17 protein-coding genes and 2 pseudogenes are annotated in these 23,891 nt (G+C 60.3%); 10 read left to right on the top strand and 9 right to left on the bottom strand.

The window, feature by feature from the left end; all coding sequences use genetic code 11:
- Window positions 1-49 precede the first annotated feature (49 nt).
- The 9 genes and pseudogenes from F2P67_RS07890 to gap all read right to left on the bottom strand — a co-directional run bounded on the left by F2P67_RS07890 (window position 50) and on the right by gap (window position 10,890).
- Window positions 50-1,399, bottom strand: a complete 1,350-nt coding sequence (locus F2P67_RS07890; protein ID WP_166219168.1) for a CoA transferase — start codon at window positions 1,397-1,399, stop codon at window positions 50-52.
- Between the two features lie 175 nt (window positions 1,400-1,574).
- Window positions 1,575-2,102, bottom strand: a pseudogene (locus tag F2P67_RS28060) (methyl-accepting chemotaxis protein); the annotation flags it as partial.
- 330 nt (window positions 2,103-2,432) lie between these two features.
- Window positions 2,433-3,440: pseudogene (locus F2P67_RS28055) on the bottom strand (methyl-accepting chemotaxis protein); the annotation flags it as partial.
- 670 nt (window positions 3,441-4,110) lie between these two features.
- Entirely contained in the window at window positions 4,111-4,500 is a 390-nt protein-coding gene (locus tag F2P67_RS07880; protein WP_166219164.1) for a YbaN family protein, read from the bottom strand.
- A 172-nt stretch (window positions 4,501-4,672) separates the two neighbouring features.
- A complete protein-coding gene (locus F2P67_RS07875) occupies window positions 4,673-5,269 on the bottom strand; it encodes a biliverdin-producing heme oxygenase (RefSeq protein WP_166219162.1) in 597 nt (198 codons plus the stop codon).
- Window positions 5,270-5,380: 111 nt separating this feature from the next.
- The gene (locus F2P67_RS07870; RefSeq protein ID WP_166219160.1) at window positions 5,381-7,966 is read right to left on the bottom strand and encodes a TonB-dependent receptor; all 2,586 of its coding nucleotides are present in this window, start codon (window positions 7,964-7,966) and stop codon (window positions 5,381-5,383) included.
- A 122-nt stretch (window positions 7,967-8,088) separates the two neighbouring features.
- Window positions 8,089-9,054 carry a FecR domain-containing protein gene (locus tag F2P67_RS07865; protein ID WP_166219158.1) on the bottom strand — a complete coding sequence of 322 codons (966 nt, stop codon included), beginning with the start codon at window positions 9,052-9,054 and terminating at the stop codon, window positions 8,089-8,091.
- A gap of 124 nt (window positions 9,055-9,178) precedes the next feature.
- Window positions 9,179-9,697: a sigma-70 family RNA polymerase sigma factor gene (locus F2P67_RS07860; protein ID WP_166219156.1), complete on the bottom strand. Its 519-nt coding sequence runs from the start codon at window positions 9,695-9,697 to the stop codon at window positions 9,179-9,181.
- Between the two features lie 191 nt (window positions 9,698-9,888).
- Complete coding sequence (gap, locus tag F2P67_RS07855) at window positions 9,889-10,890, bottom strand: type I glyceraldehyde-3-phosphate dehydrogenase (RefSeq protein WP_166219154.1); 1,002 nt, start codon at window positions 10,888-10,890, stop codon at window positions 9,889-9,891.
- A gap of 220 nt (window positions 10,891-11,110) precedes the next feature.
- On the opposite strand from gap, the gene edd reads away from it, so the two are divergent.
- From edd to F2P67_RS07805, 10 genes are all read left to right on the top strand, one after another.
- Window positions 11,111-12,937 (top strand): phosphogluconate dehydratase, encoded by a 1,827-nt coding sequence (edd, locus tag F2P67_RS07850; protein WP_166219152.1) that lies wholly within the window; start codon window positions 11,111-11,113, stop codon window positions 12,935-12,937.
- On the top strand, window positions 12,934-13,887 hold the full coding sequence (locus F2P67_RS07845) for a glucokinase (RefSeq protein WP_166219150.1): 954 nt from the start codon (window positions 12,934-12,936) through the stop codon (window positions 13,885-13,887). Before edd ends, F2P67_RS07845 begins: the two co-directional genes overlap by 4 nt.
- Window positions 13,888-14,045: 158 nt before the next feature.
- A complete protein-coding gene (locus tag F2P67_RS07840; RefSeq protein WP_025112821.1) occupies window positions 14,046-14,777 on the top strand; it encodes a response regulator in 732 nt (243 codons plus the stop codon).
- Window positions 14,767-16,236, top strand: coding sequence for an ATP-binding protein (locus F2P67_RS07835; RefSeq protein ID WP_166219148.1), 1,470 nt, complete (start codon window positions 14,767-14,769; stop codon window positions 16,234-16,236). The genes F2P67_RS07840 and F2P67_RS07835 overlap by 11 nt, the downstream gene beginning before the upstream one ends.
- Window positions 16,237-16,530: 294 nt before the next feature.
- Entirely contained in the window at window positions 16,531-17,790 is a 1,260-nt protein-coding gene (locus F2P67_RS07830) for a D-mannose isomerase (RefSeq protein WP_166219146.1), read from the top strand.
- A gap of 119 nt (window positions 17,791-17,909) precedes the next feature.
- Window positions 17,910-19,211, top strand: coding sequence for an ABC transporter substrate-binding protein (locus F2P67_RS07825; protein WP_166219144.1), 1,302 nt, complete (start codon window positions 17,910-17,912; stop codon window positions 19,209-19,211).
- 221 nt (window positions 19,212-19,432) lie between these two features.
- On the top strand, window positions 19,433-20,341 hold the full coding sequence (locus F2P67_RS07820) for a carbohydrate ABC transporter permease (protein WP_085697145.1): 909 nt from the start codon (window positions 19,433-19,435) through the stop codon (window positions 20,339-20,341).
- On the top strand, window positions 20,334-21,179 hold the full coding sequence (locus F2P67_RS07815) for a carbohydrate ABC transporter permease (RefSeq protein ID WP_166219142.1): 846 nt from the start codon (window positions 20,334-20,336) through the stop codon (window positions 21,177-21,179). The genes F2P67_RS07820 and F2P67_RS07815 overlap by 8 nt, the downstream gene beginning before the upstream one ends.
- Window positions 21,180-21,181: 2 nt before the next feature.
- Window positions 21,182-22,342 carry an ABC transporter ATP-binding protein gene (locus F2P67_RS07810; protein WP_166219140.1) on the top strand — a complete coding sequence of 387 codons (1,161 nt, stop codon included), beginning with the start codon at window positions 21,182-21,184 and terminating at the stop codon, window positions 22,340-22,342.
- A gap of 137 nt (window positions 22,343-22,479) precedes the next feature.
- Entirely contained in the window at window positions 22,480-23,829 is a 1,350-nt protein-coding gene (locus F2P67_RS07805; protein ID WP_166219138.1) for a carbohydrate porin, read from the top strand.
- Window positions 23,830-23,891: the final 62 nt, after the last annotated feature.

Genomic DNA, 23,891 nt, shown 5'->3' with positions numbered 1-23,891 from the left:
CCCAATCGGTCCCCTCTACCTTTGGGAGAGGGCTAGGGTGAGGGGCTCTTTACAACCACTGTGGCCGATGGGAACCCAACTCTGTGGCCGGCAATGCCCACTGCACCGGCGTCCCGCTGATCGTCAGCGGCGCTTGCAACCGGTGCGCCGGGCCCCACGGTGTCTGTTCGACCTGCAAACCCTGATCCCGCTCATCCTCGGCCCGCAACGCCTCATTGGTCCCCGGCCCATGCTCAATCAACAGCTTCGCCGTACGCGCCAGTGACAACCGCGCCGAACCGCCGTGCCCACTGCGCAAACGCTCGGTCAGCAACGTGATCGCACTCGCCGCCATCAGATACCCGGTCGCATGATCCAGCGCTTGCACCGGCAATGGCGTCGGTTTGTCCGCCTGCTTCCAGCACTGTCCGGCCTCGGCGATGCCGCTGCTCATCTGCACCAGGCTGTCGAAACCGCGACGGTTTTGCCACGGGCCGCTCCAGCCATAAGCATTGAGACAAACGTCGATCAGCCCCGGCGCCAGTTGTCGGCGACGTTCGATGCCGAAACCAAGGTTTTCCAGTGCGTCGGCGCGATAACCATGGAGAAGAATGTCGGCCTCTTTCAGCAAATTTTCGAACACTGTGCGATCTGCCGGATCATGCAGATCCAGTCGCGCACAGCGTTTGCCAAGGGTGACCTCCGGGACGACGCCGGGCTCGTTCCAGGTCGGCGGATCGATGCGCAACACATCGGCGCCGAGGCCGGCGAGAAAACGGCTGGCGGTGGGGCCGGCGAGCACTCGCGTCAGATCCAGCACCTTGATTCCCGCCAATGGCCGCTCGACCGAGCCTTGCCACGGTTGCGCGCTTTCATCCGGCGCATCGAGGAAGTGCACCAGTGGCTCGGCATTCACCGCCAACCCTTGCGGATGTTGTTGCCACTGCGCCCAACTGCGCATTTGCGCCGCACAACCCTTGGCATCGACGACCGCTTGCTCCAGATCCTTGCCCGTCCATTGCGCCACTTTTGCCGCCATCGCCGCGCGGTCGGCACAGGCACCGAGCACGCTTTCAGCTGCAGCGCGGTGATGCGGGGTGTTGGTGTGCAGACGGATCCAGCCGTCCTGCGTGGCGTAGTCGCCGGCGACCGGATCCCACAGCGGCGGCACTTGCCAGCCGATCGGGCGAATCGAGGTGGCGAACCAGAACGAGGCCAGGCGTCGATCGACTTCGACCCTCGGCAACTCATCGGTTTGCTGATGGAGCAATTCGCTGATGGCTTGCCCGGCAGCGGCGATGCTCGCGCAGGCAAGGTCAGTGACGGCGAACGCCGAGGGCAGGGCGCCGCTGGCGGTGAACGGAATCGGCGTGTGCTGCAAGCCGAGCGCGGCTTGAATGGACGTGAGCAGATCAGTCATCGAAGGCCCTCCGGAACGAGAGGGCGATGATAGTGCAAAAAAATCCCGGGTTAGATGAAACCCTGACGTTGACGCTTTCTTTGGTGGGAGAGGGCTTGCTCCCGAAGGCAGTGTGTCAGACGAGACTCATGTATCTGAGACAACGCTTTCGGGAGCAAGCCCTCTCCCACAATGGTTACACGCGGAACTGATCCATCAATTTCATCTGCTGACTGGCCAACGCATTCAACTGGCTGCTGATCGCAGCCGACTCGGTGGCCTGTTCGGTCAGGGTTTCGGTCACGGTGCGAATCGCCGAAACGTTGCGGTTCACTTCTTCAGCCACGGCACTTTGCTGTTCGGCAGCACTGGCGATTTGCAGGTTCATGTCGCTGATGACGGTGACCGCATCGCTGATTTTGCCCAGCGCGTCCACGGCCTGACGGATCTGCCCGGCGTTGTTGTGGGCCTGGGTCTGGCTCGAATGCATGGTCGCGACCACGCCACGAGTGCCGGTCTGGATGCGTTCGATGACCACGCGGATTTCCTCGACAGAATCCTGAGTGCGCTTGGCGAGGTTGCGCACCTCGTCGGCAACCACGGCAAAGCCACGTCCGCTCTCACCGGCACGGGCGGCTTCAATGGCGGCGTTGAGCGCCAGCAGGTTGGTCTGTTCGGCGATGCTGCGGATCACTTCCAGTACCGAACCGATCTGCTCACTGTTGACCGCCAGTTCTTCGACTTCGGTCACTGCTTTGCTGACTTCATCGGCCAGTTGATTGATGTCGCGGGTGCTGCGCTCGATGATCGACATTCCGTCCCTGGCCGACTGGTCGGCGCCCTTGGCGGCGTTGGCGGCGTTCGAAGCACTGTTGGCGACGTCGTGGGCGGTGGCGCTCATTTCGTTCGAGGCGGTGGCGACCTGGTCGATTTCGCGGAACTGCACCTGCATGCCTTCGCTGGTCTGGCGGGCGATTTCCGAAGACTGGTCGGCGGTGCCACGTGCTTCGGTGATGCTCTGTTTGATCTGCGCGATGGTCGGTTGCAACTTGTCGAGGAAGCGGTTGAACCAGTTCACCAGTTCGCCCAGTTCATCTTTCTTGGTGTAGTTCAGGCGTTGGGTCAGATCGCCTTCGCCACTGGCGATGTTCTTCAGCATCTCGGCGACGCTGTTGATCGGCCGGGTGACGCCGGAGGCGGTCAGCCAGATCAGCAACAGGCCGACCAACCCAGCGACTACAGCGACCAGCAGCGCGGTGAGCACACCGGTTTCCTGCGCGTCATCGAGTACCGCTTGCAACTTGACCGAGTCGGCCAGCAGCACTTGTTTCGGCAGGTCGATGACCACGCCCCAGGCGCGCGAATTGCCGATCGGATCGACCGGGTACACCGCACGAATCAGGTCGCCCTGTTCGAGAATTTTCGGCGTGCCGGAGCTGAGCAGTTGCAGGACGTCCTGGCCATCGGCGCCGAGGGTGTCGCTGATCTTTTTCCCGACCTTGGCGGCGTCGGAACTGTCGGCACCGAGCACGCCACTGCCGGAAACGATGAGCATGTGCCCGGCGTTGTTGAACAGGTTGCGCTGCGACTCCACGGCCGCTGCTTGCAGGGCATCCAGAGCAATGTCGACGCCGACCACGCCGATGGCCTTGCCATCGACGATCAATGGCACGGAAATGGTCGTCATGAGCATTTCCTTGTTGCCGACGGTGTCGGCATACGGGTCGAGCAGGCAGGTGCGCTTGTTGTCACGAGGGCAGGTGTACCAGCTGTTATACGGCGTACCGCTGAGGCTGAGGGTGGTCTTGGTCATGTCTTCTTCGACCATGATCGTGTTCAGCGCTGAACCGGCGGCGCGGCTCCAGTAGGTGGCGAAGCGCCCGGCTTCGTTGGACTGGCGCGCGGCGTCGTTGACGAACTCGCTGTCCTTACCGTCCAGACCGTTGGGCTCGAAGGCCAGCCAGATGCCGAGCACTTTGTCGTTGCGCTCGAACGCGGTTTTCAGGCTCAGGTTCAACTCTTCCCGCAGGGCACCGGCGTCCAGCGAACGCTTGGCGGCCATCACCCGCATGTCCTTGATCTGATCGGCCAGCGCGGTGATCACCAACAGGCTTTCGCCGAAGGTTTTCTGCACCCGCACCGCTTGTTCGGCGGCTTTGGCCTGCAGCAGGTTCTGCACACTGGCGGTCAGCAACTGGTTGCTTGAGTGGCTGACCAGCTCATCGTTCTGGTTGGTCTGGTAAATGTTCATGCCGACGATCAGCGCAACCACGCCGAGCAGACACAGACCGGAGAGCAGAACGATTTTCAGGCGAATGGAAAGAGAGTCGAACATGGGGCGATCTCGTGAATGAATAAACCGGTGGCCACGGGGTTTGGAATTACCCGGTTCGCCAAATCCATTCAGCGCCATGCATTGCTCATCGGCGTGAGGCGAGGGCGCATGAGCGGCATGCCGACGAACGGTTATCGCTAAACGTTTGCGCAGGAAAAAGTGCTGAAAAAGGGATTAATTACAGGGAAGTTTCATCTGCATGAACACTGTGTGTCCCGGCTTGGGAGGGACGTCTGTGGCGAGGGGATTTATCCCCGTTCGGCTGCGAAGCAGTCGTGAATTCATTGAATGCGGTCTGTCAGACCTGTCGCAATTGGTGGATTTGGGGCCACTTCGTAGCCCAGCGGGGATAAATCCCATCGCCACAAAAGTGCTTCACACAGAAACCCGGTGTGGATTAGACGGAGAGGGTTTCCGGGCGCGACCAGATCCACAGGTTGCCCATCGTCATCCCTGCAATTGCCAGATAAATCGGCCAGCCGTGATCGAGCATCACCAGCATCAGCGTTGCGCACAACAACATACTCACCGTGGCGCTGACCTTGGCCTTGCGGGCGATGATCTTGCCATTGCGCCAGTTGCTCAGGATCGGCCCGAACAGCCGATGGTTTTCCAGCCAGGCACTCAGGCGCGGCGAACTGCGGGTGGCGGCCCAAGCGGCGAGGAGAATGAACTCGGTGGTCGGCAGGCCGGGCACGACGATGGCGATCAGGCCAATGCCGAGGCTGACGTAGGCGAGCAGGCCGAACAGCAGACGGGCGAGTTTCGAGGCGGCGGGTTGGGGCATGAGCTCAGCGGTGGCTTCTGAAGCGGGATCGGGATCTTACAGGTTGTTGCAGTTCCCATGTGGGAGCGGGCTTGCTCGCGAAGGCGGTGTGTCTGCCAACATCTCTGTTGAATATTAGGCCGCATTCGCGAGCAAGCCCGCTCCCACAGTGGGTATTTCGGTGTGTCGGGAGTCAGGCCGGTTCGGCCTCTGTGGCGTAAGCCTGTTCCAGCAGCACGGTGAAGCGGTTGAACGCATCAATCGCGCCTTGCTCCACTTCGGCCTCTTCCTCGGCATTGAACTGTAGTGAATCGAGGGTGCGCACGAAGCTTTTCCAGCCCTCGGCACGGCCACCTTCAGGTTCGCCCAGATGACGGGCGCCGAAGGTTTCGCTCAGTTCCAGCGCCACGGCGCGTTTGATCAGAAACGCTGCACCGAGCTTCGAACCCTCGGACACAAAAATCCAGCCCAGCGCACGCGCCTTGCTCGGTTTTTTCACCGCACCGGCCACTGGTGCCGGGACTTCGGTGTGCAGATCCGCCAGGTCAGCCTTGGCCGCCTCAGCGCGGCAACGCGCCGGCAGGTCAGGCACGATTGCGGTCAGTTCGGCGTCGTTGTACAGCTCAACCAGCTCCGACTGGAACAGGTATTGCGCGACGACGAAACGGGCAAAGTTGGCGCGGGTCTCGAAGGGCGCATGAGCCTTCACCAGTGCGTCGAGTTTGGTGTGCGGCTCATGGGTGATCTGGTTCAAGCGTTGTGAACGCAGGGATTTTTCCGAAGTGGTCATGACTTGTCCTTGATAAAAGAGGCGCTTGATAACGAGACGAACAAGAAGACGTCCAAGCGTAAAAAAACCTCACTGTGCGGTGCCTGAACACGCGCAGTGAGGTTCATCGGATCAGATGTCCCAGATCAGATTGATCGCGAAGTTGCGACCCGGCTGAGTCAGGCGATCAAGGTTGGCCGGTTGCGTAACCGACGCTTCGCCGACGCTGTCGTAGCCGCGTACGTCATCCCACAGCCAGTATTTCTTGTCGGTCAGGTTGTAAATGCCGCCGCTGACGGTGACGTCGTCGGTGACTTTGTAGTACCCGGCCAGATCGAGAATGCCGAAGCCGGGGGTCTTGAACTGGCTGCTGACGCCGTCCGGCGACTTGAAGTTGCTGTCGTCGACGCGATCCTTTTTCTTCACCAGGGTCCAGCTCAGCAGGCCGCCGTAGTTGTCCTGGTCGTAACCCAGACCGAACACGCCGGTCAGCGGGTTGACGCTGTTGATCGGCTCGCCATTATCGTTGTTGCGGCCATAGGCGTAAGCAATCGAACCCTGGGTGTACAGGCCTTGCGGCGCGCCGAACGAATCCAGATTCAGGCGACCTTTGACTTCCGCCCCCTTGATGGTGGCGTGTTTGATGTTGCTCGACTGGAAAGTCAGCTCGCTATAGCCGGGCGTGACCGCGTCTTCGTTAATGAAGTCGCGGTACTTGTTGTAGAACACCGCCACATCGAACGAGCCTTGCTCGAAGTTGCCGCGCAGACCGGTTTCATAGCTTTTGCTTTTTTCCGGTTCCAGATCCGGGTTCGGCGCCACGCTGTAACCGGTGGTGTTGTTCTCGAAGCGACCGTACAGGGCTTTCGCCGTCGGGGTGCGGAAGCCCTCTGCGTACTGACCATACCAAGTGTAGTTTTCGGTCAGGGCGTAGGTCAGGCCGAATTTGGGCGAGACTTTGTGCCAGGTCTTGTTCTCGTCGCTGACCGTGCCTTTGCCGTCGGCGGCCACGGTATTGAGGAATTCCTGAGTGATGTGCGGCTTGAGCTGGGTGTAGTCGTAGCGCAGGCCCGGCAGGAAGGTCCAGTTGTTCCAGGTGATCTGATCCTGGGCGAACAGGCTGTACGTGTTGATGGTCGGATCCGGGAAGTCGGTGGCCTTGGCCAATACGTCAGCGGTGCTGGTCGCACCAATGGCGGTGCAGCCGCGACCGACGGCCAGACACTTGCCGTCGCCGCTGCGCGAGCCGGTGACTTTTTGCTGCTTGATCGTGGTGCCGTAGGTCAGGACATGATCGGTGTCGCCGATGGCGAACGCCTTGTCCAGCTGCGCGTCGAACACCCACTGCTTTTCCTCATAAATCGTGTCGCGGGTGCGCAGCACTTTACGGGTCATCGGGTAGTAATACTCTTCGGTGCTCTGGTCGGTCTTGGCGATCTGGTGGTTGAGGCTCCACTTCACGTTGTCGACCAGCAGACTGTCGAGGGCGAAGCGGTGCTCGAGTCCGAAACGCTCACGGGTGATGGTGTCGTTACCGGTGCGCCACTGGTACATGCCGCCCGGCAGCACGCTGTTCGGGATGGTTGGCGCGCCGTTGAAGTACGGGCCGCCGTAGGCGCTTTTCTGATCGGTGTCGCGATCATCCTTGTACTTTTCGTAGGTCAGGCCCAGGCGCGAATCTTCGTTGTAGTTCCAGCCGATCTTGGCCAGTACGCTGGTCGCCCGAACGTCTTCCGGGTTGGCGGCGGTGCGCTCGAGACCGATGCCGTTGTTGCTGCCGTAGGAATCGGTTTCGTGACCGTCGCGCTGGCTGTAGTGCAGCAAACCGTCGAACTGGTCGGCGCGGCCGGCGACAGTGGCGGATTTCAGCCAGCTGTCATCGGCCGAGCTGTAACCGGTTTTCAGGCGCGCGCCGACGTCTTTGCCCGGTTTGATGATGTCGTCGGCATCAAGGGTGTAGTAACTGACAGCGCCGCCAATGGCGTTGCTGCCGTACAGCACCGAGGCCGGGCCACGGAGGATTTCCACGCGTTTGACGATTTCCGGGTCAACGTAATTGCGCTGGGTTTTCGCGTAAGGGCCATTGAAGAAACCGTCTGGCACTTCGACGCCGTCGACCTGAGTGAGGATGCGGTCGCCATCGATACCACGGATGTTGTAGCCGCTGATGCCGCCACGTGTGCCGGCGCCGCCGACGGTTACGCCAGGTTCATAACGCACCAGATCCTTGATGGTGTTGACGTTGTTGCGATCCAGATCCTCACGGGTTTGCACGGTGACAGTGGCCGGTACGCTGTTGACCGACTGTTCCTGACGGGTGGCGCTGATGGTCACCTGATCCAGATTCAGCGCGCCGCCGCTGCTGCGTTTTTCCAGCACGACATTGTTGTTGCTCAGTTTGCGGAAGCTCAGGTTGGTCCCCACCAACAGGCGCTCAAGGGCTTTTTCCGGTGGCAACGAGCCGCGCACGCCCGGCGACGATACGCCTTGACCCAGTTCTGCCGGCAAACCGACCTGCCAGCCCGTCACGGCAGTGAAGGCGTTGAGGGCCGACACCAGCGGTTGCTGGCCGATGGCGAACGAGTAATCACCCATGTTGCGCGCCGGCTGCTCGGTGGCAGCCATCAGCGGTGCGGTGCCGGCCATCAGGATGGCGGCGGTCAGCAACGACAATACGCGTGAAGGGGAAGAGGTCTGGCGGGTAAGGCGAGAGGACATCGATAGCGCTCCGTGTCGCACGAATCTTTATAGGTGCTGATTGATTCGGCGTGTTGCGAATCAATTGCATTGGCTATAACGAGACGTACTGACCTTGGCTATCGAGTAAAAATAATTCTCATTTAGTTCAAAATCACCAGCGCGGGGAATTCCTGCAGGCGCGCCGAGGTGATGTGAGCGAGGGAGCGCACCACGTCGAGCGGCTGATCGAGGCGGTAGTTTCCGGTTACGGCGACATCGGCCAACTGTTCGTTGGTGTTGATGATCCAGCCCGGATAGTAGCGGCGCAGTTCGGCCAGCACTTGATTCAACGGGCAGTTTTCGAACACCAGTCGGCCCTGTACCCAGGCAAGTTCCGTGTTCGCGTCGAGTCTGGCCGGACGGTCGAAACCATTCGGGCCGATGCGGATGCTCTCGCCTGCGCTCAGGCGCACCCGGGCATCGTTGTGCGTGGCACGCAAATCGACATCGCCACGCTGCACGTTGACCTGCGCCACGCCGTCCAGATAACGCACGGCGAACGCGGTGTCGCGCACGCTGGCCTTGACCGGGCCGGCGTCGATTTCCAGCGGTTGAGTGCGATTGCCGGCAATCTCGAAAAACGCTTCGCCCTGATACAGGCGTGCGACGCGCTGTTGATCGTTGATCGTGCTGGAGAAGGCGGAATTGGTATTGAGCAGGACTTTCGAACCGTCCTCCAGCTGCAGGCGCTGGCGCTCGCCGACCACAGTCAGGTGATCGGCCTGAATGCGCATCGGCAGGTTGCTGAAACTGAACAGGCCGAGGATCAGCACGGCGGCGGTAGCCAGCGGTTTCCAGTGCGGGCGCAAACGGGAGAGGACAGTCACTTTCGCAGGTGCCGCGGCCAGGCTTTGCGCACACTGCACCACTTGCGGGCCGTCCCAGATCGCTTGCGCCTTGGCGAACGCCTGGGCATTCAAAGGATCGGCCGCCAGCCAGGCATGAAACTGCCGGGTCTGCTCCTCGTCCGGGCTGCCGAGCACGATGAGCCAGTCGAGTGCCTGGTCCATTGCGTTTGCAGCGTCCTGCGCCGATTCCGGCGAAGGCGAGCGGTGGGTGTCCGTCACGGTGTTTCCTCGGCAGTGTCTGTGCACGGCTGTTTTTTTAGTGAAGCGTAAAAGTCGGGCAAGGGTAGCAAAGCCCGATGATCCGTGCAGTCGATCCTGTCACTTACAGAAAAGCCCTACAGCTTCAGTCGCCATTCAGGCGTTCGGCGACACCGATGCAGATCGACATAATCAGCTTGAGTTCTTTCTGCACGGTACTGAGGGACACGTTCAGCTCGTCGGCGATTTCCTGGTAGCTGTGCCCGTGCAGGCGGCTGAGGATGAAAATCTGTTGCTGACGCGGGCTGAGTTCACTGAGGCTCACGTTCAAGCGCTCCAGCATTTGTTCGGCGTGGGCAGCGTCTTCGGCGCTGCTGGCGGGGGCGGCGACGCTGTGCACGACATCCTGCGGCACGTCGTCGACCATGGTGCGCGAATGGATCTTGCGCGCACGCAGATGATCCAGCGCCAGATTGCGCGCGGTCTGAAAGACAAAGGGTTCCAGGTGATCGATGGCCCGTTCGCTCAGCGCCCGCGTGACGCGCAGATAGGTCTCCTGCAACAGGTCTTCAGCGGTGCTGTGGTTGTTGACCATTCGTTCCAGCGTGCGCAGCAATGAAGTGCGCTGGGTGAGGAAGACATGGTTGAAGCGCGATTGACTCACGGGAGGACCTGATCCATTTCGAGCGAATGATAATGCTTATCATCCGCCCGGATGGTCAAGTGTTGATTTCAGATTGAAATCAAAAACCTGTGGGAGCGGGCTTGCTCGCGAAAGCGTCGTGTCAGGCAATAAATATGTCGACTGACCCACCGCATTCGCGAGCAAGCCCTCTCCCACAGGGGGTAGTCTGTTTATTCGGCGTTGCACAACGCCAGGCAGTTATCCAGCATGCGGTTGGAGAAGCCCCACTCGTTGTCGTACCAGGCCAATACCTTCAGCAATTTGCCGCTGGATTTGGTGTGGTTGGCGTCGAAGATCGACGACAGCGGGTTGTGGTTGAAGTCGCTGGACACCAGCGGCAGGGTGTTGAAACCGAGAATCTTCGAGTGCTGGCTCGCGGCTTTCATCAGCGCGTTGACTTCTTCGGCGCTGGCTTCTTTTTTCAGCTGTACGGTCAAGTCCACCAGCGACACATTGATCACCGGTACGCGCACGGCCATACCAGTCAGTTTGCCGGCCAGTTCCGGCAGCACCAGGCCTACCGCTTCAGCGGCGCCGGTCTTGCTCGGGATCATGTTCTGGGTGGCGGAGCGGGCGCGGTACGGGTCGGTGTGGTAGACGTCGGTCAGGTTCTGGTCGTTGGTGTAGGCGTGAATGGTGGTCATCAGACCGCTTTCGATCCCCAGTTCGCGGTGCAGCACCTGCGCAACCGGCGCCAGGCAGTTGGTGGTGCACGACGCGTTGGAGATGATCTGGTGCGACTGGCGCAGAATGTCGTGGTTTACGCCATAAACGACGGTGGCGTCGGCGCCCTTGGCCGGGGCCGAGATGATGACTTTGCGTGCACCGGCAGTAATATGCGCGGCCGCTTTGGCGCGGTCGGTGAACAGACCGGTGCATTCGAACACGACATCGATTTTTTCTGCGGCCCATGGCAGATCGGCCGGGTTGCGAATGGCGCTGACCGCAATGCGGTCACCATTGACCGTCAGGCTTTCGTTGTCATGCGCCACTTCGGCATCGAACGTGCCGTGAACAGTGTCATATTTCAGCAGGTGAGCATTGATGGAGCTGTCGCCCAGATCGTTGATGGCGACGATCTGCAAATCCTGACGGTAGCCTTGGGTATACAGTGCGCGCAGGACATTACGGCCGATGCGGCCAAAACCATTGATTGCGATTCGAAGAGTCATGGAACAGCGCCGCCGTCGTTTTGTTGTTGGAATTACAAGATTATTCGCATAAAAATAGAAAACAAGCCTTTTTAGTGGCAATATTTTGTTTTATCTACAACGAGTGACCTGAATCAACTGGTCCGAATGGTCAAAAAAACCGTCTGTCATTCCAACAACAACGGTGTTTGATCAGCATAGACAATCAGGTCGCCACATCCGTTAGCCTGGAGTTCTACACATGCATCCCCGCGTTCTTGAGGTCACCGAACGGCTTATCGCCCGCAGCCGCGCCACGCGTCAGGCTTACCTTGCGCTGATTCGCGGCGCTGCAACTGACGGGCCGATGCGCGGCAAGCTGCAATGCGCCAACTTCGCCCACGGTGTGGCCGGGTGCGGCAGCGAAGACAAGCACAGCCTGCGGATGATGAACTCGGCGAACATCGCGATTGTTTCGTCTTATAACGACATGCTCTCGGCGCACCAGCCGTACGAAGTCTTTCCTGAACAGATCAAAAACGCCCTGCGCGAAATCGGTTCGGTCGGCCAGTTTGCCGGCGGTACGCCGGCGATGTGCGACGGCGTGACTCAAGGCGAACCGGGCATGGAACTGAGCCTGCCGAGTCGCGAAGTGATCGCCATGTCCACAGCGGTGGCGCTGTCGCACAACATGTTCGACGGTGCGCTGATGCTCGGCATCTGCGACAAGATCGTCCCGGGCCTGATGATGGGCTCGCTGCGTTTCGGTCACCTGCCGACGATCTTCGTGCCGGGCGGGCCGATGGTCTCGGGGATTTCCAACAAGGAAAAAGCCGACGTGCGGCAGAAGTACGCCGAAGGCAAGGCGACCCGCGAAGAGCTGCTCGAATCGGAAATGAAGTCCTACCACAGCCCGGGCACTTGCACGTTCTACGGCACCGCCAACACCAACCAGTTGCTGATGGAAGTCATGGGCCTGCACTTGCCTGGCGCCTCTTTCGTCAACCCGAACACGCCGCTGCGTGATGCTCTGACCCGCGAAGCCGCGCACCAAGTCACCCGCCTGACCAAACAGAACGGCAATTTCATGCCGATCGGCGAAATCGTCGACGAGAAGGCGCTGGTCAACTCGATCGTGGCGCTGCACGCCACCGGCGGCTCGACCAACCACACCCTGCACATGCCGGCCATCGCCATGGCGGCGGGCATTCAGCTGACCTGGCAGGACATGGCCGACCTCTCCGAAGTCGTGCCGACCCTGAGCCACGTCTACCCTAACGGCAAAGCTGACATTAACCACTTCCAGGCCGCTGGCGGCATGTCGTTCCTGATCCGCGAACTGCTCGAAGCAGGCCTGCTGCACGAAGACGTCAACACCGTGCTCGGCCACGGATTGAGCCAGTACACCAAGGAGCCGTTCCTCGATAACGGCCAACTGGTGTGGCGCGAAGGCCCGACTGACAGCCTCGACGAAAACATCCTGCGTCCGGTTGCGCGGGCGTTCTCGGCAGAGGGCGGTTTGCGCGTGATGGAAGGCAACCTCGGTCGCGGCGTGATGAAAGTGTCCGCCGTTGCGCTGGAAAACCAGATCGTCGAAGCACCGGCCATGGTGTTCCAGGATCAACAGGATCTGGCCGATGCGTTCAAAGCCGGTCTGCTGGAAAAAGATTTTGTCGCGGTGATGCGCTTCCAGGGCCCGCGTTCCAACGGCATGCCGGAACTGCACAAGATGACGCCGTTCCTCGGTGTGCTGCAGGATCGCGGCTTTAAAGTCGCGCTGGTGACTGACGGACGCATGTCCGGCGCGTCGGGGAAAATCCCGGCGGCGATTCACGTCAGCCCGGAAGCTTATGTCGGTGGCGCTTTGGCGCGGGTGCAAGAGGGCGATATCATCCGCGTCGATGGCGTCAAAGGCACTTTGGAACTCAAGGTCGACGCCGACGAGTTTGCAGCGCGTGAACCCGCCAAAGGCCTGTTGGGCAACAACATCGGCAGCGGTCGCGAACTGTTTGGTTTCATGCGTTTGGCCTTCAGCTCGGCGGAGCAGGGCGCCAGCGCCTTCACTACTGCCCTGGAGACGCTTAATTGAAACTGGCTTTGGTCGGTGACATCGGAGGCACAAACGCGCGGTTCGCGTTGTGGAAAAACCAGCAACTGGAATCGGTTCAGGTGCTGGCTACGGCCGACCATGCCAGCCCGGAAGAGGCGATCAGCCTCTACCTGAGCGGGCTCGGTCTGGCGCCGGGTTCGATCGGTTCGGTGTGCCTGTCAGTGGCAGGTCCGGTGAGTGGCGATGAATTCAAATTCACCAACAACCACTGGCGCCTGAGCCGCAAGGCTTTCTGCCAGACCTTGCAGATCGAGCTGTTGTTGCTGGTCAACGACTTCTCGGCGATGGCGCTGGGCATGACCCGTTTGCAGCCAGGCGAATTCCGTGTGGTCTGCGAGGGCACGCCGGAGCCGTTGCGCCCGGCCGTGGTGATCGGCCCGGGCACTGGCCTGGGCGTCGGCACGTTGCTCGATCTGGGCGAAGGCCGGTTTGCTGCGTTGCCGGGGGAGGGCGGGCACGTTGATCTGCCGCTGAGCAGCCCGCGTGAAACGCAACTGTGGCAACACATCCACAACGAAATTGGCCATGTCAGCGCCGAAACCGCGTTGAGCGGCGGCGGCTTGCCTCGGGTTTACCGCGCAATCTGCGCGGTGGATGGCCATGAACCAAAACTCGACACGCCCGAAGCGATCACGGCGGCGGGACTGGCGGGTGATCCGATTGCCCTGGAAGTGCTGGAGCAGTTCTGCTGCTGGCTCGGTCGTGTGGCCGGCAATAACGTACTGACCACCGGTGGCCGTGGCGGGGTGTATATCGTCGGTGGCGTGATTCCGCGTTTTGCCGATTTCTTTCTTGAAAGCGGTTTCGCCCGCAGCTTTGCTGACAAGGGCTGCATGAGCGATTACTTCAAGGGGATTCCGGTTTGGCTGGTGACAGCGCCTTACTCGGGTCTCGTCGGTGCAGGAGTGGCGCTCGAACAGGAAGGCTGAAGATCGTTCCCACGCTCTGCGTGGGAATGCAGCCAGTGACGCTCCGCGTCACTGGACGCGGAGCGTCCCTTGATAAATTCCCACGCAGAGCGTGGGAACGATCGGTCTGCACATCAGGCATAATCCGCCCCAATTCCAACAACAAGGATGCCTTCGAAGTGAGCTCAGTCAACAAGTCGATATTGTTGGTCGATGACGACCAGGAAATACGCGAGTTGCTGGAAACCTACCTGACCCGCGCCGGGTTTCAGGTACGTGCCACGGCCGATGGCGCCAGTTTCCGCCAGGCACTCAACGAGGCGCCGAGCGATCTGGTGATCCTCGATGTCATGCTGCCCGACGAGGACGGTTTCAGCCTGTGTCGCTGGGTGCGGCAGCATCCACGTCAGGCGCAAGTGCCGATCATCATGCTCACCGCCAGTTCCGACGAAGCCGACCGCGTGATCGGTCTGGAGCTCGGCGCCGACGACTACCTTGGCAAACCCTTCAGCCCCCGCGAACTGCAAGCGCGCATCAAAGCGTTGCTGCGCCGTGCCCAATTCGGTCAGGAGCGCAGCGGCAGTGAAGTGCTGGCCTTCGATGAGTGGCGGCTGGACATGGTCAGCCATCGCCTGTTCCACACCGACGGTGAGGAAGTGATTCTCTCCGGAGCCGATTTCGCGCTGCTGAAACTGTTCCTCGATCACCCGCAGGAAATCCTCGATCGCGACACCATCGGCAACGCCACCCGTGGCCGTGATCTGATGCCGCTTGATCGCATCGTCGACATGGCGGTCAGCCGTTTGCGCCAGCGCCTGCGCGACACGGAAAAACCGCCACGACTGATTCGCACCGTGCGCGGCAGCGGCTACCAACTGGCAGCCAACGTGGTTGCCGGCAATGGTCACTGAGTCGCTGCGCAAACTCGCCGCCAGAGTGCCGGTGCCGCGCTCGCTGCTCGGGCGGATGCTGCTACTGACCTTGCTTGCGGTGTTGTTCGCACAGACGTTGTCGAGCGTGATCTGGGTGTCGCAATTGCGTGCCACTCAGCTCGAAGGCCTGGTCACCAGTGCCCGCAGCCTCGCCCATTCGATGACCGCCAGCGTCAGTTATTTCCGCTCGCTGCCGGTGGCGTATCGGCCGCTGGTGCTCGATCAGTTGCGCAGCATGGGCGGCACGCGTTTTGTGGTGACGCTCAACGACAAACCGCTGGGCATGGACGTGCTGCCGGTCACGCCGCGCAAAGCAGCGGTGATGCAAGCGGTCGACGAAGTGCTGCGCCAATCCCTTGGCCACGACACGGACATCTCGGTGACTTTTGTCAGTCCCGAGGATTTGCGCATCTTCAATGCCGGGCTGAAGCTCGATGAGCTGCCGCGCTCCTGGGCGCATTACGCGCTGACGCTGGAACCGGTGAATCCGCCGGTGCTGGTCACGCAGATTCAGATGGCGCCCGGTGAATGGCTATACATCGCGTCGTTGCTGCCCGAGCCTTACACCAGTCTGGAAGAGCAGGGCCTGCCGTCGCAGCAGGTGTGGTTCATTGTGCTCACCAGCGGTTTCCTGTTGTTGTTCATTGGCCTGTTGGTGCACTGGCAGAGCCGGCCGCTCAAGCGTCTGGCGCGAGCCGCGCGGGACATGTCGCTGGGCGCCGACGTCGAGCCGGTGGCCGAGGGCGGCGGCAGTGAAGTGGTCGAGGTGGGCCGCGCCTTCAACACCATGCGCGAGCGCATCAGCCGCTATCTGACTGAGCGCAGCCAGTTGTTCAGCGCGATATCCCATGACCTGCGCACGCCGATCACTCGTCTGCGCTTGCGCGTCGAATTGCTGGAAGACGAGAAGCTGCAGGCCAAGTTCGGCCGCGATCTGGATGAGCTGGAGCTGCTGGTCAAAGGCGCGCTGCAATGCGTGAAAGACACTGACATCCACGAGAACATCGAACCGGTCGATCTCAATCATGTGCTCGATTGTCTGGTGGAACCGTATCTGGCGCCCAACGGCAATGGCCGCGTGACGCAACAGGGTCGGGCGCTGGCGGCGTATCCGGGCAAGCCACTGGCACTCAAACGCTGCATCGGCAACCTGATCGACAACGCGTTGAAGTACGGGCAGAACGCGCATCTGCACATTGATGACGATGACAGCGCGTTTGTCCTGCATGTCGACGATGAAGGCCCGGGCGTGCCGGAGCAGCGGCTGGAGCAAGTGTTCGAACCGCACTTTCGCTTGGCGGGGCAGCAGCAGGGGTATGGTTTGGGGTTGGGCATCGCGCGCAATATTGCCCACAGCCATGGTGGGGAAGTGACGTTGCAGAATTTGCGTGAGGGTGGGTTGCGGGTGACCCTGCAACTGCCGCGTTCGGCGGATTGAGTCAAAAGCTTTCCCTCACCCTAGCCCTCTCCCAGAGGGAGAGGGGACTGATCGGGGGATGCTGCAGAGATACGCCGACCTGGAAGTCCGGTAGCGAATCCATAATCGACTCGATGTGACAGGTTGGCGGATAGCTCGGCACCACTCGGTCGGCCCCCTCTACCTCTGGGAGAGGGCTGGGGTGAGGGTCACTCTTTGTCACGGTCTGGTGACAAAACCAGCCCCCTTCGTTACAAGCCCGCCCCGGCCCGTTGTTTAGACTCCCCGCAGTCATAACAACAAAAAAGGCCATCCATGGATCGCTTCCAACCCGGCTTCAGCAGTTGGCTGAACGCCCCTGCCCACCAGCAATGGCTCGCCGCCGAAGGCCTGCGCCTGCTGGATTTCGCCAAGGCGTCAAAACTGCCCGAAGGTTTCGGCAACCTCGACGAACGCGGCCGTCTGCCCGCGAACGCGCAAGCCGAAACCATGAACACCGCACGCATGACCCACAGCTTCGCCATGGCCCATATTCAAGGTCTGCCGGGTTTCGCCGAACTGGTCGATCACGGCATCGCCGCGCTGCGCGGGCCGTTGCGTGACGCGCTGCATGGCGGCTGGTTTGCGGTCGCCGAACACCGCGACGGCAACGAAGGCAAGAATGCCTATCTGCACGCCTTCGTAGCATTGGCGGCAAGTTCTGCGGTGGTCGCCCAGCGTCCCGGCGCGCAGGCGTTGCTCGATGATGCAATCGACATCATCGACACCTGGTTCTGGAGCGAAGAAGAGGGTGCCCTGCGCGAATTCTTCAACCGTGACTGGAGCGAAGAGGAAGCCTATCGCGGTGCCAACAGCAACATGCACGCGACCGAAGCGTTTCTCGCCCTCGCCGACGTCACTGAAGACCCGCGCTGGCTGGTGCGCGCGCAACGCATCGTCGAGCGGGTGATTCACGGTCACGCAGCCGCTAATGGATATATGGTCATTGAGCATTTCGACCGAAACTGGCAGCCGCTGCGCGAATACAACCACGACAACCCGGCCGACGGTTTTCGCCCCTACGGCACCACGCCGGGCCACGGTTTCGAGTGGGCGCGGCTGTTGCTGCACCTCGAAGCGGCGCGGGGTCAGGCCGGCATGCTTACGCCCGGCTGGCTGGCCACCGACGCGCAAAAACTCTTCGAACAAAACTGCCGCCACGGCTGGAACATCGATGGTGCGCCGGGCATCGTGTACACCCTCGACTGGGACAACAAAGCGGTCGTCCGCCATCGTCTGCACTGGACCCATGCCGAAGCCAGCGCTGCGGCAAGTGCCTTGCTCAAACGCACCGGCGATGCGCAATTCGAGAGCTGGTACCGACTGTTCTGGGAATTTTGCGAGGTGAATTTCATCGACCGTTGCGACGGCAGCTGGCACCACGAACTCAATCCGCAAAACATCCCGAGTGCCGATATCTGGCCGGGCAAACCCGATCTGTATCACGCCTGGCAAGCGGTGCTGATCCCTCGTCTACCCTTGTCACCGAGCATGGCGACTGCGCTGGCGCAGTGGTCCCGGCACAGTCCTGTGTAACCATGTGGTGACATTCCCGCGTCCCTTCGTTACCTGCGAAGGGAATCGCCCTGTTTAAACTCCTGTGCAGCGCAAGCACCAGACTTGCAATGCATAACAACAAGAAAGGTACATCTCAGATGAATGCGATTTCTCGCCTCGCTACTGTCATTTCTGTCGCCTCCCTGTTCCCGCTCGCAATTCTGCCTCTCAGTGTGTCCGCTGCCGAATCCAAAGGTTCGGTGGAAGTCGTGCACTGGTGGACGTCCGGTGGCGAAAAAGCTGCCGTTGATGTGCTCAAGGCCCAAGTTGAAAAAGACGGCTTCACCTGGAAGGACGGCGCCGTTGCCGGCGGTGGCGGTGCGACTGCCATGACCGTACTGAAAAGCCGTGCCGTGGCCGGTAACCCGCCGGGCGTTGCCCAGATCAAAGGCCCGGACATCCAGGAATGGGCGTCGACTGGTCTGCTCGACACCGACGTCTTGAAAGACGTTTCCAAAGAAGAGAAGTGGGACAGCCTGCTCGACAAGAAAGTCTCCGATACCGTGAAGTACGACGGTGATTACGTGGCCGTGCCGGTGAACATTCACCGCGTGAACTGGCTGTGGATCAACCCGGAAGTCTTCAAGAAAGCCGGTATCACCAAGAACCCGACCACCCTCGAAGAATTCTACGCCGCTGGCGACAAGCTCAAGGCGGCGGGCTTCATTCCGCTGGCCCACGGCGGTCAGCCTTGGCAGGACAGCACCGTGTTCGAAGCCGTGGTGCTTTCGGTCATGGGCGTCGATGGCTACAAGAAAGCCCTGGTCGATCTGGACAACAGTGCGCTGACCGGCCCGGACATGGTCAAGGCTCTGACCGAGCTGAAGAAAGTCGCGACCTACATGGACGCCGACGGCAAGGGCCAGGACTGGAACCTTGAAGCCGCCAAAGTCATCAACGGCAAGGCCGGCATGCAGATCATGGGTGACTGGGCCAAGTCCGAATGGACCGCCGCCAAGAAAGTCGCCGGCAAGGATTACGAGTGCGTAGCCTTCCCGGGCACCGACAAGGCGTTCACCTACAACATCGACTCGCTGGCTGTGTTCAAGCAGAAAGACGCTGGTACTGCGGCCGGTCAGCAGGACATCGCCAAAGTCGTATTGGGTGAAAACTTCCAGAAAGTCTTCAGCATCAACAAAGGCTCGATCCCGGTTCGCAACGACATGTTGAACAACATGGAGAAACTCGGTTTCGACTCCTGCGCACAAACCGCTGCCAAGGACTTCCTCGCGGACGCCAAGTCTGGCGGCCTGCAGCCGAGCATGGCGCACAACATGGCGACCACGCTGGCCGTGCAGGGCGCGTTCTTTGATGTCGTGACCAACTACATCAACGACCCGAAAGCCGACCCGGCCGATGCTGCGAAGAAACTCGGCGCGGCGATTCAGTCGGCTAAATAACGGCTAACACCGCAACCCCTGTGGGAGCGGGCTTTTGTGGCGAGGGGATTCATCCCCGTTGGGTCGCGCAGCGACCCCAAAGAGTTGCAATGGTGGAGCTTCAGAAACACCGCATGCAATGGTTTTGCGACTGCTTCGCAGCCGAACGGGGATAAATCCCCTCGCCACCAAGCCCGCTCCCACAAGGGATCTCACTGTAATTCTCTGTACTGGATTTCCCCATGAGTTCTGTTGCTGTGTTCAGCAAGGCCTCGCCGTTCGATGCATTGCAGCGCTGGCTACCGAAACTGGTGCTGGCGCCGAGCATGTTCATCGTGCTGGTGGGCTTCTATGGCTACATCCTGTGGACGTTCGTGCTGTCGTTCACCACGTCGACCTTCCTGCCGAATTACAAGTGGGCCGGACTGGCGCAATACGCGCGGCTGTTCGACAACGACCGCTGGTGGGTGGCGAGCAAGAACCTGGCCGTGTTCGGCGGCATGTTCATCGGCATCACTTTGGTGATCGGTGTGACGCTGGCGATTTTCCTCGACCAGAAAATCCGTCGCGAAGGCTTCATCCGCACCATTTACCTGTACCCGATGGCGCTCTCGATGATCGTCACCGGTACCGCATGGAAATGGCTGCTCAACCCGGGCATGGGCCTGGACAAATTGCTGCGGGACTGGGGCTGGGAAGGCTTCCGTCTCGACTGGCTGATCGACCCGGATCGCGTGGTGTATTGCCTGGTGATCGCGGCGGTCTGGCAAGCTTCGGGGTTCATCATGGCGATGTTCCTCGCCGGTCTGCGTGGCGTCGATCAATCGATCATTCGTGCCGCCCAGATCGACGGCGCAAGCATGCCGCGCATTTACTGGAAAGTGGTGCTGCCAAGCCTGCGTCCGGTGTTCTTCAGTGCGGTGATGATCCTGGCGCACATCGCGATCAAGAGCTTCGACCTGGTCGCGGCGATGACGGCGGGTGGCCCGGGTTATTCTTCCGACCTGCCGGCGATGTTCATGTACTCGTTCACGTTCAGCCGTGGGCAGATGGGCATGGGCTCGGCCAGTGCAATCCTGATGCTCGGTGCGATCCTCGCGATCATCGTGCCTTACCTGTACTCCGAGCTGAGGACCAAGCGTCATGACTAGTCTCGCTGCCAAACCTGCGATCAGCCTGAGTCGCATCGCGATTTACGCCGTGCTGATCCTCGCTGTCATGCTGTACCTGATTCCGCTGGTGGTGATGCTGTTGACCAGCTTCAAGACCCCGGAAGACATCAGCACCGGCAACCTGCTGAGCTGGCCGACCGTGGTCAGCGGCATCGGCTGGGTCAAGGCCTGGGCCACGGTTGACGGTTACTTCTGGAACTCGATCAAGATCACTGTTCCGGCAGTCATCATCTCCACCGCCATCGGTGCGTTGAACGGCTACGTACTGTCGTTCTGGCGCTTCCGCGGTTCGCAGCTGTTCTTCGGTCTGTTGCTGTTCGGCTGCTTCCTGCCGTTCCAGACCGTGCTGCTGCCGGCCTCGTTCACCCTTGGCAAAATGGGCCTGGCGAGCACCACCACGGGCCTTGTGTTCATCCATGTGGTCTACGGTCTGGCGTTCACCACGCTGTTTTTCCGTAACTATTACGTGAGCATTCCGGATGCGCTGATCAAGGCAGCACGCCTGGACGGTGCAGGGTTCTTCACCATCTTCCGCATGATCATCCTGCCGATGTCGACGCCGATCATCATGGTTTGCCTGATCTGGCAATTCACCCAGATCTGGAACGACTTCCTCTTCGGTGTGGTGTTCTCCAGTGGCGATTCGCAACCGATCACCGTGGCGCTGAACAACCTGGTCAACACCAGCACCGGCGCCAAGGAATACAACGTGGACATGGCAGCGGCGATGATCGCCGGGCTGCCGACCCTGCTGGTCTATGTGGTCGCAGGCAAGTATTTCGTGCGCGGGCTGACGGCCGGCGCAGTCAAGGGGTAATCATGGCTACGCTCGAACTTCGCAATGTAAACAAGACCTACGGTGCCGGCCTGCCGGACACCCTGAAGAACATTGAACTGTCGATCAAGGACGGTGAGTTCCTGATCCTCGTCGGCCCGTCGGGCTGCGGCAAGTCGACCCTGATGAACTGCATCGCCGGTCTGGAAACCATCACCGGTGGCGCGATCATGATCGGCGACCAGGACGTCAGTGGCATGAGCCCGAAGGATCGCGACATCGCCATGGTGTTCCAGTCCTACGCGCTGTACCCGACCATGAGCGTGCGCGAGAACATCGAATTCGGTCTGAAAATCCGCAAGATGCCGCAGTCGGCGATCGACGAAGAAGTAGCTCGCGTGGCGAAGCTGCTGCAGATCGAACATCTGCTTAACCGCAAGCCGGGCCAGCTCTCTGGTGGTCAGCAACAGCGTGTGGCCATGGGTCGTGCACTGGCGCGGCGGCCGAAGATCTATCTGTTCGACGAACCGCTGTCCAACCTCGACGCCAAGCTGCGCGTCGAGATGCGCACCGAAATGAAACTGATGCACCAGCGCCTGAAAACCACCACGGTCTACGTGACCCACGACCAGATCGAAGCGATGACGCTGGGCGACAAGGTTGCGGTGATGAAGGACGGCATCATTCAGCAGTTCGGTACGCCAAAAGAGATCTACAACGATCCGGCCAACCTGTTCGTCGCGAGCTTCATCGGCTCGCCGCCGATGAACTTCATTCCGCTGCGTCTGCAACGCAAGGACGGTCGTTTGCTGGCGCTGCTAGACAGTGGTCAGGCGCGTTGTGAATTGCCGATGGGCATGCAGGACGCAGGTCTTGAAGATCGCGAAGTGATCCTCGGCCTGCGTCCGGAGCAGATTGTTCTGGCGAACGGCGAGGGCAATGGCCTGCCGAGCATCAAGGCTGAAGTGCAAGTCACCGAGCCGACGGGGCCGGACACCTTGGTGTTCGTCAACCTGAACGACACCAAGGTCTGCTGCCGACTGGCGCCGGACGTGGCGCCGCAGGTGGGCGAGAGTCTGACGCTGCAATTCGATCCGTCGAAAGTGTTGTTGTTCGATGCCAAAACTGGCGAGCGTTTGGGCGTTGCGGGCCAAGCGCAAACTGAAGCGCGTTCGGCGAACGTCGCGCAATTCAAAGGTCGCTGAAGATCAAATGTGGGAGCGGGCCTTTGTAGGTTTGCTCCAAAAGAGGAGTACGCGGCGGATTGCCTGTAATCCATCGCAATTTATGTAAACCGCGTTAGATAAAAACAGTTAATAACAATAAAGACGAGGATGTAGGGATGAAAAAGAAACACGTCAATGCCCGGTTGATCTGCCAAATCTCCGCCGCGGCAGCACTGGTGCTGGCCGGTAACGCGATGGCCGCGGATGCCTTCAGCTCCGATTCCAAATGGATGACCGGCGACTGGGGTGGTGAGCGGACCAAGCTGATCGAGCAGGGTATCGACATCAAGGCCGACTACGTTGGGGAAGTCGGTGGCAACCTGCACGGTGGCTACAACGACGACAAGACCGCGCGTTACGCTGACCAGTTCGGTCTCGGCGTGGCACTCGATCTGCAAAAGCTGTGGGGCTGGGACAACACTCAGGCCAAGATCCAGCTGACCAACCGTAACGGTTACAACATCTCCAACGACCGCGTCGGCGATCCGCGTGCCGGCACCTTGAGTTCATCGCAAGAAGTCTACGGCCGTGGCCACATGGTGCGTCTGACCCAGTTGTGGATTCAGCACCAGTTCTTCGACAACAAACTCGACGTCAAGGCCGGTTACTTCGGTGAAGGCGAAGACTTCAACACCTTCCCGTGCGACTTCCAGAACCTGGCGTTCTGCGGCTCGCAAGTGGGTAACTGGGCAACCAACATCTGGTACAACTGGCCAGTCAGCCAGGCCGCGATTCGCGTCAAGTACAACATCAACGACGAGCTCTACGCGCAGATCGGTGCGTACAACCAGAACCCGTCGCAGCTGGAACACGGCAACGGTTTCAAGCTCAGCGGCAGCGGCACCGCCGGTACTGTTCTGCCAGTCGAACTGGTCTGGTCGCCGAAGGTCAACAGCCTGCCGGGCGAATACCGCGTCGGTTACTACAAGAGCACCGCTGATGCTGCCGACGTCCGTGAAGACGTCAACGGTTTCGACGCAGCGACCACTCGCGACGCCTACAAAACCCACAGCAGCAAACACGGCTACTGGTTCGTCGCACAACAGCAACTCACCAGCCACAACGGTGATGCGACTCGTGGTCTGAACATCGCCGCCAACGCTACGTTCCACGACAAGGACACCAACTTCATCGACAACTACCAGTCGGTGATGTTCGTCTACAAAGGCCCGTTCGATGCGCGTCCGAAGGATGACATCGGCATTGGTGCGGCGCGTATCCACGTCAACGATGACGTCAAGAAAAACGCCGAGCTGCTGAATGCTTCCAACGGTGTTTCGGACTACGACAATCCGGTGTTCTCGCCGATTCGTGAAACCGAATACAACTACGAGCTCAACTACGGCATCCACGTCACCAACTGGCTGACCGTGCGCCCTAACCTGCAATACATCACGCACCCTGGTGGTGTGGATGCAGTGGACAACGCTTTGGTCGCTGGCCTGAAAATTCAGTCTACGTTCTAACGCGTCTGCGATAAGCTCCTCTCTATGTGCGCATATTTGCGGACAGCCCAGGCTGTCCGCTT

The organism is Pseudomonas atagonensis (assembly GCF_011369485.1).
Lineage (GTDB): Bacteria > Pseudomonadota > Gammaproteobacteria > Pseudomonadales > Pseudomonadaceae > Aquipseudomonas > Aquipseudomonas atagonensis.
Note: the sequence above shows the minus strand (reverse complement) of the source record. Positions and strands in the feature narration are given on the sequence as shown.

Bases quoted from the DNA above. Each gene is read 5' to 3' on its own strand.
- F2P67_RS07890 (WP_166219168.1), bottom strand. From the start codon at position 1,399: ATGACTGATCTGCTCACGTCCATTCAAGCCGCGCTCGGCTTGCAGCAC.
- F2P67_RS07880 (WP_166219164.1), bottom strand. From the start codon at position 4,500: ATGCCCCAACCCGCCGCCTCGAAACTCGCCCGTCTGCTGTTCGGCCTG.
- F2P67_RS07875 (WP_166219162.1), bottom strand. From the start codon at position 5,269: ATGACCACTTCGGAAAAATCCCTGCGTTCACAACGCTTGAACCAGATC.
- F2P67_RS07870 (WP_166219160.1), bottom strand. From the start codon at position 7,966: ATGTCCTCTCGCCTTACCCGCCAGACCTCTTCCCCTTCACGCGTATTG.
- gap (WP_166219154.1), bottom strand. From the start codon at position 10,890: ATGACTCTTCGAATCGCAATCAATGGTTTTGGCCGCATCGGCCGTAAT.
- edd (WP_166219152.1), top strand. From the start codon at position 11,111: ATGCATCCCCGCGTTCTTGAGGTCACCGAACGGCTTATCGCCCGCAGC.
- F2P67_RS07835 (WP_166219148.1), top strand. From the start codon at position 14,767: ATGGTCACTGAGTCGCTGCGCAAACTCGCCGCCAGAGTGCCGGTGCCG.
- F2P67_RS07830 (WP_166219146.1), top strand. From the start codon at position 16,531: ATGGATCGCTTCCAACCCGGCTTCAGCAGTTGGCTGAACGCCCCTGCC.
- F2P67_RS07825 (WP_166219144.1), top strand. From the start codon at position 17,910: ATGAATGCGATTTCTCGCCTCGCTACTGTCATTTCTGTCGCCTCCCTG.
- F2P67_RS07820 (WP_085697145.1), top strand. From the start codon at position 19,433: ATGAGTTCTGTTGCTGTGTTCAGCAAGGCCTCGCCGTTCGATGCATTG.
- F2P67_RS07815 (WP_166219142.1), top strand. From the start codon at position 20,334: ATGACTAGTCTCGCTGCCAAACCTGCGATCAGCCTGAGTCGCATCGCG.
- F2P67_RS07810 (WP_166219140.1), top strand. From the start codon at position 21,182: ATGGCTACGCTCGAACTTCGCAATGTAAACAAGACCTACGGTGCCGGC.
- F2P67_RS07805 (WP_166219138.1), top strand. From the start codon at position 22,480: ATGAAAAAGAAACACGTCAATGCCCGGTTGATCTGCCAAATCTCCGCC.